Genomic DNA, 14,732 nt, shown 5'->3' with positions numbered 1-14,732 from the left:
TTTAAAAATTGTATTCTAAAAACCTATTTTAATAGATTGAAAGATTGTTTTGCAATTTCAATTTCTTCGTTTGTAGGAATAATTAAAATTTTAACTTTTGCATTTTCTTTTTGAATTTCTCTAATCTCTTTAGAGCGGATTGCATTTTTTTGATCATCCAATTCAATTCCAAAAAAGTCTAAATTTTCACAAGACATTTGTCTCATTAAAGCTGAGTTTTCTCCAATTCCTGCAGTAAAAACAATTGCATCTAAACCGTTTAATGCAGCTGTGTAAGAACCAATATATTTTTTAATTCTATAGGCAGCTAAGTTTAATGCATTTTGACATTTAGCATCTCCATTTTCTGCTTTCTCAGAAATTTCACGTAAATCAGAATAACCAGTTAAACCTTTCATTCCAGATTCTTTCTGTAATAAATTGTTAACTTCTTCAATAGTTTTGTTCAGTTTTTTCATCAAAAAGAAAATCACAGACTGATCTATGTCTCCAGAACGAGTTCCCATTAATAAACCATTCATTGGACCAAAACCTAAAGAGTTTTCTATACTTTTTCCATCTTTAATTGCAGACATACTACAACCGTTTCCTAAGTGAATAGTTATAATGTTTTTAGATTTTTCTCCTAAATATTCAATGGCTTTTTCAGAAACATATTTATGACTTGTTCCATGAAAACCATATGCTCTAATTTCATGTTCGTCTAAATATGAATTAGGAATTGCATATTGATATGCTTCTTTTGGCATAGTTTGATGAAATGCTGTATCAAAAATTGCAATCTGTTTTGCAGAGGTAAAAATTGTTTCAGCAATTTCTATACCTGTTAAATTTGCAGGATTATGTAAAGGTGCTAAATCAAATAATTCACGAATACTATCTTTAACTTCTTCAGTAACTACAACTGTGCTACTAAATTTGCTTCCACCATGAACAACTCTATGTCCAACAGCCTGAATTTCATCAACAGAATTAATGACACCTATTTTTGAATCTAATAAAGTTTTAGCAATTTTTTTTAATCCAATTTCGTGGTTTAAAATTGGTAAAACTTCAGAATATTCTTCATCTCCTTTTTCATGATTAAATATGGCATCTTCCATACCAATTCTTTCTACAAGACCAACACATTTTACTGTTTTTGAAGGCATTTCTATCAATTGGTACTTTAATGATGAAGAACCTGCATTTAATACTAAAATATTCATAATTACTCTTGGTTTGCTTGAATTGCCGTTAATAAAACTGTGTTGAAAATATCTTCTACTGTACAACCTCTACTTAAATCATTTACTGGTTTATTTAATCCTTGTAACATTGGACCAATTGCTAAAGCGCCAGTTTCTCTTTGAATAGCTTTGTATGTGTTATTTCCTGTGTTTAAATCAGGGAAAATTAATACAGATGCTTGACCAGCTACTTCAGAATCTGGCATTTTTGTTTTTGCAACAGACATGTCTACTGCAGCATCATATTGTATTGGACCTTCAATTTTTAACTCTGGATGTAAGTTTTTAACTATTTCAGTCGCTTTTCTTACTTTTTCTACTTCTTCACCTTTTCCTGAGTTTCCAGAAGAATAAGACAGCATAGCAACTCTTGCTTCAATACCAAATGCTTCTGCAGATGCTGCTGAAGAAATTGCAATTTCTGCTAATTGTTCTGCATTTGGGTTTGGGTTTACAGCACAATCTCCCATTACAGAAACTCTGTCTGATAAACACATAAAAAATACAGATGAAACTACAGAAACTCCAGGTTTTGTTTTAATTAATTGTAAAGATGGTTTTATGGTGTGCATTGTTGTGTGTACTGCACCAGAAACCATACCATCTGCTAAGCCATTCATAATCATTAAAGTTCCATAATAAGAAACATCATGCACTAAATCTTGTGCAGCAGTTTCTGTCATTCCTTTATGCTTACGAGCTTCAAATAATGTATTTACAAAATCATCATTATAAATAGAATCTTCAGGATTTAAAATGTTTATTTCATTTAAATTTAATTGAGAACCTATTTGATCACATTTTAATTGTATTTTAGCTCTATCTCCTAATAAGGTTAAATCTACAATATCTAGTAGCTGTAAACGAGCAGCTGCTCTTATAATTCTTTCGTCATCACCTTCTGGTAAAACAATGTGTTTTTTGTTAGCTCTTGCTTTTTGAAGTAAGTTGTATTGAAACATACTTGGAGTTAACTTGTTTGATTGGTAGGATTTTAATGTGTTTGTCAATCCTTCAGCATTTACATGTTTATCAAAAGTATCTAATGATAGTAAAATCTTTTTATTATGTGAAGAATAAATTTTAGATTTTACATTTCCAATTTTATTAGAAATTCCAAAAGTTCCACCATCTACAGATATAATAGGTACTGTAGATTGTACACCTTCTATTAATTTTGTTATTGATTCTTCTGGTATAAGTGAACCTGTAAGGATTATTCCAGCAATTTTTGGGTAATTTGTAGAAGCATTTGCTTGTAATGCACCTAAAATTAAATCTGCTCTATCTCCAGGAGTAACTACTAAGGCATTTTCTCTAATTCTTGTTAAGTAATTACGTAATTGCATAGCACCAGTACTGTAACTACCAATTGTGTTGTCTAAAAATTGTTCTCCAAATAAAACTCTACCTTTTAGAGCTTCTACGACCTCTTTAACAGTAGGGTTAGATAAGAAGTCAATTTTAGGAATGATATCTATTTGTAATTTTTCAGGAAAACTTTTCTTTAATTCTTTTTTAATGAAATCTACTTCATCAATTTCTATTTTATTAGCAATAAGACCTATTACATCAACTTCTTTATTGATAAAAGATTGATATGTAAGTTGCATTGTATTGATAAAATCTTTCTTTTTCTTATCATTACCAGAGCCAACGATTAAAGCTGGTATACCAAGATTTTTAGCAATCATTAGATTTACATCTAATTCTGTAAAACCACCTTCACCAGAAAAATCAGTTCCTTCTACAAGAACATAATCATATTCTGCTTCTAGTTTTTTGTATTTTTTAATTACATTATGAATTACTTCTTCTGATTGTCCTTCACTTAAAAGTTCAACAACTTCACTTTGCTTGTATGCAAAACAATCATGATAATTGATGTTTAAGTTAAAAAAACTGATAGCAGTATTTGTATGATTATCACGTTTACTGCCTTCTAAATCATTAATAATAGGTCTAAAATACCCTACTTTAGAAGATTTGGTTAACATCATTCTTAAAAGACCTAATGAAACCAATGATTTACCACTGTCTGATTCTACTGCGGCAATATAAATAGCTTTACTCATGTTTTGTTTAAATTATTTGACAAAAATACATTGCAAAGAAATGACTAATTATGATAATAGTCATTAAAACAAGATAAATTTAAAGCTAAAAAGGTAATTTTGGTATGGAAACTTTAATAAAAATATTGTATCAATGTTAAACCTGTAAAATACCCATATTAAATTGCTTTTCAATAGGAGCATGGTTTGCAGCTTCAATTCCCATAGAAATCCAATCTCTAGTTCTTAGAGGATTAATAACAGCATCTGTCCAGATTCTTGCAGCAGCGTAATATGGAGAAATCTGATTGTCGTATCTAGATTTTATTTTATCAAATAATTCAGCTTCTTTTTCTGGGGTAATTTCTTCACCACGTTTTTTAAGTGATGCAGTTTCTATTTGTAATAAAACTTTTGCAGCAGAATTACCACTCATTACAGCTAATTCTGCACTTGGCCACGCAACAATTAATCTTGGATCATAAGCTTTGCCACACATTGCATAATTACCTGCACCATAAGAATTTCCAATAACAATTGTAAATTTTGGAACCACAGAATTACTAACAGCATTTACCATTTTTGCACCGTCTTTTATAATTCCTCCATGTTCAGATTTGCTACCAACCATAAAACCAGTAACATCTTGTAAAAAAATTAAAGGTATTTTTTTCTGATTACAATTGGCAATAAAACGAGTAGATTTATCTGCTGAGTCATTATAAATAACTCCGCCAAATTGCATTTCTCCTTTTTTAGTTTTTACTAATTTTCTTTGGTTTGCAACAATACCAACTGCCCAACCATCAATTCTAGCATAACCAGTTAAAATTGTTTTTCCATAACCTTCTTTATATTGTTCAAATTCAGAATTATCAACCAAACGTTTTATGATTTCTAGCATATCATATTGTGCGTTTCTTTCTTTTGGTAGAATTCCAAAAATATCTTCTTCATTTTCTTTTGGAGGAAAAGATTGAGTTTTACTAAAACCAGCTTTGTTATAATCTCCAATTTTATCAACAATAAATTTAATTTTATCCAAAGCATCTTTATCGTCTTTTGCTTTATAATCTGTAACTCCAGAAATTTCACAATGAGTAGTAGCTCCTCCAAGAGTTTCATTATCAATAGATTCTCCTATAGCAGCTTTCACTAAATAACTTCCTGCTAAAAAAATACTTGCGGTTTTATCAACAATTAAAGCTTCGTCACTCATAATAGGTAAGTAAGCTCCACCTGCAACACAACTTCCCATAACTGCAGAAATTTGGGTAATTCCCATGCTACTCATTATGGCATTATTTCTAAAAATGCGTCCAAAATGTTCTTTGTCCGGAAATATTTCATCCTGCATTGGTAAATAAACACCTGCAGAATCAACCAAATAAATTATTGGTAATTTATTTTCTATAGATATTTCTTGAGCTCGTAAATTCTTTTTTCCTGTAATAGGAAACCAAGCACCAGCTTTAACAGTTGCATCATTTGCAACAACAATACATTGTTTTCCTTTTATGTATCCAATTTTTACAACAACTCCTCCAGAAGGACAACCTCCATGTTCTTTATACATATCTTCACCAGCAAAAGCACCAATTTCTATAGATTTAGAATTGCTGTCTAATAAATAATCAACTCTTTCTCTTGCTGTCATTTTACCTTTAGAATGGTGTTTGTCAATTCTTTTTTGACCACCACCTAATTTAACTTTGGCAAATCTTTTTCTTAAATCTGAAACTAAAAGTTTATTGTAATCTTCGTTTTTATTGAAGTTGATATCCATAAAATAGGTTTATATACTTATTGCTAAAGTAATAATTTTAGCTGTATGATTTAATAATGTTTTGAACCGTATTTGCAATTTCATCGTATTTAATTTGTTTTTCTAAACGAGTGGAATCTGCAACTCTTTCCAAACAATTTTTAACAGCACAAGTTTCACATGTTACACCTACAAGTTTTTTAGAAAACGTGTCTTCTTTAAAAAAATGAAGTTTCTTTTTTAAATGTGGTGAGAGCAGCATTCCAATACTTACACTCCTGCTAATGTCTTTTTTAAAAGGGTCTGATGTTGCTGATGATAAAACTAAATATTCATTTTTTTGATTTACATAAGATGAAATTTGCACACCAAAAGTTGATCTATTTTTTTTCGAATTTTCTAAATCTTGAATTGTTTTTATAGAAACCCATCTTCTACAATAATGCTCATTATTTCTATTAGCATGAGGAGTTTGTTGTTGTGTAATGTGTAGTTCTTTACTTAGTCTATATTCTGTAGAATTTTGTTTGTGAGTAAATCGTAAGAAAAATAAATTTTTAATACTGAAAAACTTTGGTAGAATGTTTGTTAAACGCTGATAAAAAGTTTCTTGAGAGCAATTAAAATGATTAATTATTTGATGTAGTTTTAAAGAATTCCATTCTTCTAAAGCAAAGAAATTAGTTAGTTTTTCTGTTAAATTTTTTCTTGGGATAATTAAAGCACCTGCAAAATAAGAGGCAATAAAGTTATTTAAAACTTGATCAAAACTTTCGAATTTTATCCAAGGAAAAGTGTATAGTCTTTCTTTAATATTTAAAACATTATAAGCAATTTCTTTAGCGTAAATAAATGTTTTTTGTGCTTCAGAAATATTTTTATCTATTAATAAAATATTTTTATTTGGGATATAAATATTTCTTAATTCCTCAAGATTTTGGTGTTTTTCTAATTCTTCATTATTAATGGTATACCCAAATTCTTCCGCTAAAATTTCTTCTAAATCACTCGACTTTATTCTTTTTGATAAATTGATGTGATATGATTTTGCGAATTTTTCAACCTCATTTTCAATATCTTCAAAATAATTATTATGTGCTTCTTGGTAAGAGCGTAAAGAAGCTAAAAAGAAACTTTCTCTTGTTAAATTATAGTTTTGCGCAATTTTTATAATGGTACTTATAAATGCATTCACTTTTGCAGGTGCATTTGCAACGATATCAATTAAGGTGTTTTCTTTAATACCAAAAAGTTCTAACGGAATTTCTTTTAGAATTTTCGATTGCAAAATTTCGCCAATTGGAGCAAGGTTTTTATCAAGTTTTAAAGATACTAAATGATCGTAAGGGATTTCTAAACTTTCAGAAAGAGATAGTATTTTATCTGTTTTAGGATATTTTTTTCCTTTTTCAATTTCGTTTAAATAAGATTTTGATAAACCTGATAATTTTGCTAAACCAAAAAGAGAAAGATTCTTTTCTGTCCTTATTTGCTTGAGTTTCAATCCAAAAATTAATCGAATGTATTCGTCTTCTATCATCATAAAAACAAATATAATAATTATTAGCGAATTAATTAAAATAAAGTTTTTTATTAATTTAGCGAACGTTCGCTTGTGGAGTTCAGAAATATTTTATATCATTGCAGAGTAGAAATTAAAATACGATAATTATGCAACAACAAATTATTACAAAACAAATTGATTTTAAGGGATTTAAAATTGAAGATTATCAAGAGATTTTAACGAATGAAGCGCAATTGTTTTTATTAGAATTACATGATAAATTTAATCAAAGAAGATTAAAATTATTAGAAGAAAGAGAGGTTGAGCAAGCATATTTTGATGCAGGAAATTTTCCTTCTTTTCCTAAAGAAACAAAAAGTATTAGAGAATCAGATTGGGTCTGTGCTGAATTACCTGATGATTTATTAGACAGAAGAGTAGAAATTACGGGGCCTGTTGATAGAAAAATGGTTATAAATGCTTTAAATTCTGGTGCTAAAACTTTTATGGCAGATTTTGAGGATAGTAATTCTCCATGTATCAGTAATAATTTACAAGGTCAAATAAATTTGCGTGACGCTAATAATAAAACAATTTCTTATTATAATGAGCAAAAAGATAAAACATATCAATTAAATGAAAAGACTGCAACTTTAATTGTGAGACCTAGAGGTTTGCATTTAAATGAAAAGCATTTTGTAGTTGATGGAGTTGAAATGTCTGGATCTTTAGTAGATTTTGGATTGTACTTTTTTCATAATATTAAAACGTTACAAGCTAAAAATTCTGCAACTTATTTTTATTTACCAAAATTAGAACATTATTTAGAAGCGCGTTTTTGGAATGATATTTTTGTATTTGCTCAAAACTATTTATCAATTCCACAAAAAACAATAAAAGCTACTGTTTTAGTAGAAACAATTACAGCTAGTTTTCAATTAGATGAAATTATTTATGAGTTAAAAAATCACATGGCTGGTTTAAATTGTGGGCGTTGGGATTATATTTTTTCTTACATCAAAAAATTTAGAAACCACACTGGTTTTATGGTGCCAAATAGAGATCAAGTAACTATGAGTTCACCATTTATGAAAGCATATTCTTTACTTGTTATTCAAAAATGTCATAAAAGGAAAGTTCATGCAATGGGAGGTATGGCAGCTCAAATTCCGATTAAAAATGATGAAATGGCTAATGATTTAGCATTTGCAAAAGTATTAGCAGATAAAGAGCAAGAAGTTAAGAATGGACATGATGGAACTTGGGTTGCGCATCCAGGATTAGTGTCTGTAGCAATGAGTGTTTTTAACGAAAACATGAAAACTAAAAATCAAATTCATATTTCTAGAGATGATGTAAAAGTTTCTGAATCAGATTTAGTAGAAATGCCAAAAGGAACAATTACAGAAGCTGGAATTAGAAAAAATATAAATGTTGGTATTTTGTATATAGAAAGTTGGTTACGTGGAAATGGAGCTGCTGCAATATATAACTTAATGGAAGATGCTGCTACTGCAGAAATTTCTAGAACGCAAGTTTGGCTTTGGTTGCATAAAAATGTGCAAATTGAAGATGGTAGAAATTTTAATGTTGCAATGTATCAGTTATTAAAAAGAGAGGAGTTAGAGAAAATTAAAAACTTAGTTGGAAAAAGTAATTTTACTAATGGAAAATTTAAACTGGCAATTGAGTTATTTGATGAATTAGTTTTATCAAAAGAATATAAAGAGTTTTTAACTCTTTCAGCTTACAATTACATATAAAAAAAGTGTCTCGCAACTACTGGAATAGATTGCGAGACGTAATTATCAAAATTTGGAATAACCTTAATAATTAAAATCAAAATTATGAAAAATTTAGCACAAAGCAATTATAGTTCGGCATTAGAAACTGTAAGAAATCTTAAAGCAAAATATGGCAATTCTTGGAATGCTATAAATTCTGAAAGTGCAGCAAGAATGGTAACTCAAAATCGTTTTAAAACAGGTTTAGAAATCGCAAAATACACTGCAGCGATTATGAGAAAAGATATGGCAGATTATGATGCAGATTCATCTAATTATACACAATCTTTAGGTTGTTGGCATGGTTTTGTAGCACAACAAAAAATGATTGCAGTAAAAAAACATCATAAAACTACTAGTAAAAGCTATTTGTATTTATCTGGTTGGATGGTTGCAGCATTAAGATCTGAATTTGGGCCATTACCAGATCAATCTATGCATGAAAAAACAGCTGTACCATCATTAATAAAAGAAATTTATGATTTCTTGCGTCAAGCAGATGCTATAGAATTAAATGATTTGTTCAGAAGATTAGAAAATGGAGAAGATGTGCAGAATCAAATAGATAATTTTGAAACACATATAGTGCCTATTATTGCTGATATTGATGCAGGTTTTGGTAACGAAGAAGCTACTTATTTATTAACTAAAAAGATGATTGAAGCTGGAGCTTGTGCAATTCAAATTGAAAACCAAGTTTCAGATGCAAAACAATGTGGTCATCAAGATGGAAAAGTAACTGTGCCTCATGAAGATTTTATAGCAAAGTTAAACGCAATTAGATATGCATTTTTAGAATTAGGTGTTGAAGATGGAATTATTGTTGCAAGAACGGATTCTGAAGGAGCTGGTTTAACTCAAAAGTTACCTGTAAGTCAAGAGCCAGGGGATTTAGCTTCAAAATATTTAGCTTTTATAGATGGGGAAGAAATAGATATTAAAGAAGCTAAAGAAGATGATGTTTTATTAAAAAGAGATGGTAAATTAGTTCGTCCAATTAGATTACCAAATGGATTGTATAAATTTAAAGATGGCTCAAATATTGACAGGGTTGTTTTAGATTGTGTTACAAGTCTTCAAAATGGAGCAGATTTATTATGGATTGAAACACCAACACCAAATGTTAAGCAAATTGCACATATGGTAAATAGAATTAGAGAAGTTGAACCTAATGCTAAACTGGTTTATAATAATTCTCCATCTTTTAATTGGACATTAAATTTCCGTAATCAAGTTTATGATGAAATGCTTTTAGAAGGAGAGAATATGTCTGAATATGATAGAAATAATTTAATGGATGAAGAATATGATTTGTCTGAATTATGCTATCGTGCAGATGAAAAAATTAAGACTTTTCAAATAGATGGAGCAAGGGAAGCAGGAATTTTTCATCATTTAATTACTTTACCAACATATCATACAACAGCATTGCATATGAATGATTTAACAGAAGGGTATTTTGGTGATGAAGGTATGTTAGCTTATGTAAAAGGAGTTCAAAGACAAGAGATTCGAAAAAGTGTTTCATGTGTTAAACATCAAAGAATGGCTGGTTCAAATCTTGGTGATGATCACAAAACATTTTTTGCAGGTGATAAAGCTTTAAAAGCTGGAGGTGCTAAAAACACTTCAAATCAGTTTGAAGCACCTAAAGTATCTAAAAAAGAGAACACTACAGTTGCTAAAGTAGCATAGTAATTTCTAGAATTTATTTTAAAAGCCTTTTTGAAAAACTCAAAAAGGCTTTTATTATTTCCTTAATAGAGAAAAATGTCCTTTTTTATTAATAGTTGGTTTTGTAATATCAGCAGGAATTAGCTGAACATTAAACCAATAATCATCAGAAGGTAATATTTTACCATTATAGTTTCCGTCCCAACCTTGACTATCAATTGGTAATTGTGCAACAAGTTTTCCATATCTGTTAAAGATATTAATGCTGCTATTAGGATAAAATGTTTTGTTTGCACCTTTAATTACCCAAGTATCATTTTTTCCATCTCCATTTGGTGTAAAGAATTTAGGAAATTGAATTACTGAAATTTGCAATTCTTCATCTGGAGTACAACCATTTTTATCATTTACAATAATAGTGTAAATTCCACCTTCAAGATTTTCAAAAAGTGGTTCATCTTGAAACCCAATTGCAGGAAACATATCTCCATTATCATCATTTCTAACAGCAAATTGATAATCTCCTTTGCCTAATGGATTTTTAACAGTATCTATAAAAATAGATATATTATCATTACTCCCAATATTGTTAGATTCGTCAATAATTATGACAGCTTCTTGTAGCAAGGTTGCTTTTTCAGATTCTTCAACATAAATAGTTCTACTTTTGTTACATGTAGTTGTAATATCTGTTGCTTTTACAGTGTACTCTCCACCTTCACTAATGGTTAAAGTGGAATTGGTTCCTAATACAGTTCCGTTTTTATCTTCCCATTCATAATCATAACCAGCTGCAGGATTTTCTACTTCAAGAATATGTGGAGTTGTGTAGTTTAAACACAGAATTTGAGGATTATTAGGGTCTTCTCCAGTAACTGTAAATTCGGGTAAAGAAATAATATTAATATTAAAAGAGAGTTGGGTATTTACACAAATAATTGGCGTGTTTTTTGTGTTTTCTACACGTACAAAAATTGTTTGATTGTTGTTGTTGTTTTCAAATATATTTTCATCAATTGCTAAAGAACTGTTTCCTGATTCTGCATCAGCTAAAGAAGTGTAAAAAGTTACCGAGAAATCAGCAAATTCAGCGGGCTGATAATTGATAAGAATTTCTGGTATTTTATTTTTAAGAGAAATATCTCCATTTATACCATTATCATCATCAGCAAAACTATCTGAAATATTATCACAATCAGAATAATTAGAAATATTGATTGGAATATTAGGTTCTGGATAAATCAATAACTGAAAAGTTGCAAAAACAGATTCACACATATTACCACCTAAATCTATAACTTTAAAAAAGATAGTTTCAATTCCTGGATCATCTGTATTAAAATTTGTAGGAAATACAGTTTGACTCGTTATGTTTTGAAAATCAGTAGGATTTGTAATTTCGTTACCATTTTCAGCATCTTGTTGCGTTGCATAATAAGCAACTCTATGATTTGTTTTACCATCTAAAATTTCGATGTCTTTAGAAGTTAAATCGATATTTTGAGCAATTCGATTTCTAGTATCGCTATCAGAAGAAGTAGGGACATCACAAACTGCAAAATCAACTACAGTTGAGGAAATAGTAGGAACAGGATTCACAATTATTTTAAAAGAAACGTGGTCGTTAAAACATTGCTGAATTCCATTTCTATCTTGTACACGCACAAAAATAGTTTGCTCACTAATATCACCTAAAGTAAAACCATTTTGAGCCGTATTTGTAAAACTGGTGTCATTAGTAATAACATCAGTATTTGTATTTGCTCCATTTGCTGTTGTGTGAAAAGAAACGATATAATCTACTTCAGTTTGAGTTGTTCCTAAGATGTCATCAACATGATCTCTAAGATTTATATTTGCGTTTTCTCCATCTGTAGTACTTCCTGATAAATCATCATCACACAAATTAATATCTGCTGGTATATTTGCTAAAGGAATTGATTTTACTTGTAAGTTAATTTCACCAATACCTGTACAATCGTTATTTATTTTATTTACTAATTTATAGTAGATAGGAAAAGGGTTTCCATTAATATTAGGAAGGTTTTTATTTCTGTAATTAGAAATATTTATTTCGTTTATAGAATCATCTCTATCTTGAGTAGTTTCATAAAAGAAAACATCAATATTTGTATTTGTATTTATATTTGCTATAATCGCGTTTTTGTCTAAATTAAACCAGGTAATTCCATCTGTATCAGAATTAGTAGCTGTATTATTACCATCAATATCTAAGAAATCATCACATTCTGTAAATGTTTCGTTATAAGTTTCATCAGCAGCTGTACCAATAATTAATTCTAATTCAGAAACTCTAGAACATCCAAATTCAGAAATAGTTTTTACCCAAATTGACTTAGGTGGGTTGTTATTTGCATCTACAGGGTATGAAGTGAAATTTAATATTTGTTGAGTTGTAGTTTGGTCTTCATAATATTCAAAACTACCATTAATATTATCTGAAATATTGATGTTTGCAATTGTTAAGTTGATAGTAGATCTTCCATCTGCTGTATTAACACATTGTCTAATTTGTGCGGGATTTGGAGTTTTTATAACTGGCAAAGGGTCTACAATTAATTCAAATGACATAAATGAGCTTCCAGTAGTATCATTAGAAACAGCATTACAATTGGTATTATCAATATTTTCTACACGTACAAATATTCTTTGTGAATTTGTAACTTGATAATCTGCATTTTTATCAATAGGATTTGTTGAGCTACTTGTTTGGGCATCTACAAGAGATGTATGATAAGAAACAGTATATTGTGTAGGGCTTAATGAAGTTCCTAAAATTTCTAGGTCTTTAGAACTTAAATCAAAGTTGTTTGTAATTCCATCTATATCTGAGCCACTTGCAATATCATCACAAAGTCTATAAGCTGTTGGTTGAATAGGTTCTGGTTCACTCGTTATTTCTAGTTCGAAGCTTGTAATAGCAAAACAAGCATTAGGTGCATTACTGTTATGAACACGTGCATAAATAATTTGAGAGCTGACAGTATTAACTTCATAGTTATTTGGTAAATCTGTACCAACAGTATTATCGTTTGCTTTATCTAATGTATCAAAATATAAAACATCAAAAATTGTTGGATCTAATCCGTCTAAAATTTCAGTATTTTTTAGTGTTGCTAAATCAAAAATATTTGGTGAAGATGCATCTGTGTCACAAAAATTAATTGGATCTGGTGTGCCTTTTGCTCTTGCAGCTTCAAAAATTTCTATATTAAAAGTTCCATTATATTGAGTTACATTACCACAATCATCAGTTAAATTTATTGTAAGTGAATATTTTCCACTATCAACTTTTGATAAGTTATTAAGTGTTAAGTTTGGTGTAGTTGCTATAGGTGTTGTTCCATCATTAAAAAACCATTCATATGTTATATTACTTCCAGTAACTGTTTCTGATATTAAAGTCTTGTTATCGCCAATACAAAACTTTAAGTCTTGGTTATTAATTACTTGATTATTATCTGAATCTGAAATTTCAATAGGCAATAATAAAGAAGAAATAAAAGGAGGTAAACCCTGACTTGCAGTAACACCTGTTCCAAGATTTACTGATTGATGCGAGTAATTAACGGCAGCTTCTAATTCGTTAGGGTTGTTAATTACACTAATATTATTAGAGTTATTACTAGACCAATAAATTTTACCATTAGGTCCTAATTGTAATGCTCCTCTACTATTAAAATAACTATGTACATTAAACCTTGAGTTATTAATTTCTGCAATAGTAGGGAGGTTTAAATTAAATTGGAATAAATTTTCTTGTGTTGCGCTTGAGTTTCCTGTAGAAATATATAATCTTTTACTTGAAGTAGAAAATTCTACACCATATCCATTTCCATTTAAATTTAATTGATTTAAAGAACTTGAATTATTATAATTAGTAACGATTCCTGTATTGTCATCAAAATCAAAAAGAAAAGTTCCGTTGCTCATATTAGCAGCTACTAATTTTGTTCCATCAGGAGAGACTTTTAAATATCCTCTTACATCATCAGTTCTAAATGTATTTATTTGACTTATTACAGGGTTGGCAGTGTCTACACCTGCAGCGTTAACTTTATAAGCATAAAATTCATTACTACCGTTAGAACTTGTTTCTTCAGATAAGGAAATTACCCAATAGGCATCACACTCTTCAGCTCGTACAGCAGTTACTTTTTCGGTCCAATTATTATCTTTACCATCTGAAATGTTTATAGCTCCAGTAGAATCTCCAATTGTAGTATTTATATCTCCTAAACCACCATTTAAGTTCATGTCTATTTCATAGAGGAAAAAACCAGCAGTTCCTCCACCTACACCTGTTGCTAATGTTCCTACCGTAAATAAATAATAAACGTTTGGTCTACCTGGAGCAGGTACAGTTAGTGCAGATTGGGCACTAGAAGAATCTCCTTGTAATCCCACACCGTTTGGCATTGGATTGTTGTTTTTATCCCAGACAGTTAGCGACCTAGAATTGCTGTCAGGTGCTCCAACATAAAATAATAAGTTACCATCAGAATCTGAAAATGAGGAACAACCTTCTGTAGTGTTTAATTGACTCCCTGTAACAGGGAGGGGAACACCAGAATTAAAATCTAGCGCAGCATTTCTACCAAAATACCAAAAGTTAGCCTCTTTTTGACTATACGTAATTATGTTAAAAAATAGAATAGTTAAATTCAGTAAGAATTTTAATTGTTTTTTCATATTACATAT

Annotated in this window: 7 protein-coding genes; 2 read left to right on the top strand and 5 right to left on the bottom strand. The window is 29.7% G+C overall.

From position 1 onward, the window contains the following. Positions 1-23 precede the first annotated feature (23 nt). From PHEL85_RS04680 to PHEL85_RS04665, 4 genes are all read right to left on the bottom strand, one after another. Positions 24-1,208 (bottom strand): acetate/propionate family kinase, encoded by a 1,185-nt coding sequence (locus PHEL85_RS04680; protein WP_036821707.1) that lies wholly within the window; start codon positions 1,206-1,208, stop codon positions 24-26. Positions 1,209-1,210: 2 nt separating this feature from the next. Then, positions 1,211-3,304 (bottom strand): phosphate acetyltransferase, encoded by a 2,094-nt coding sequence (gene pta, locus PHEL85_RS04675; protein WP_036821699.1) that lies wholly within the window; start codon positions 3,302-3,304, stop codon positions 1,211-1,213. A 136-nt stretch (positions 3,305-3,440) separates the two neighbouring features. Beyond that, positions 3,441-5,069 (bottom strand): acyl-CoA carboxylase subunit beta, encoded by a 1,629-nt coding sequence (locus PHEL85_RS04670; protein WP_036821698.1) that lies wholly within the window; start codon positions 5,067-5,069, stop codon positions 3,441-3,443. 37 nt (positions 5,070-5,106) lie between these two features. Further along, positions 5,107-6,591 carry a helix-turn-helix domain-containing protein gene (locus PHEL85_RS04665; protein ID WP_036821697.1) on the bottom strand — a complete coding sequence of 495 codons (1,485 nt, stop codon included), beginning with the start codon at positions 6,589-6,591 and terminating at the stop codon, positions 5,107-5,109. Between the two features lie 128 nt (positions 6,592-6,719). Between PHEL85_RS04665 and aceB the strand changes: the two genes are divergently transcribed. Continuing rightward, on the top strand, positions 6,720-8,315 hold the full coding sequence (gene aceB, locus PHEL85_RS04660) for a malate synthase A (protein WP_036821691.1): 1,596 nt from the start codon (positions 6,720-6,722) through the stop codon (positions 8,313-8,315). Between the two features lie 84 nt (positions 8,316-8,399). Continuing rightward, positions 8,400-10,031 (top strand): isocitrate lyase, encoded by a 1,632-nt coding sequence (locus PHEL85_RS04655; protein ID WP_036821687.1) that lies wholly within the window; start codon positions 8,400-8,402, stop codon positions 10,029-10,031. 54 nt (positions 10,032-10,085) lie between these two features. Here PHEL85_RS04655 and PHEL85_RS04650 read toward each other — a convergent pair whose 3' ends face one another. Then, positions 10,086-14,723 (bottom strand): T9SS type B sorting domain-containing protein, encoded by a 4,638-nt coding sequence (locus PHEL85_RS04650; RefSeq protein WP_036821685.1) that lies wholly within the window; start codon positions 14,721-14,723, stop codon positions 10,086-10,088. Between the last annotated feature and the right edge of the window lie 9 nt (positions 14,724-14,732).

This window comes from Polaribacter sp. Hel1_85 (assembly GCF_000766795.1).
Lineage (GTDB): Bacteria > Bacteroidota > Bacteroidia > Flavobacteriales > Flavobacteriaceae > Polaribacter.
This window is presented reverse-complemented; position numbering and strand designations above follow the sequence as displayed.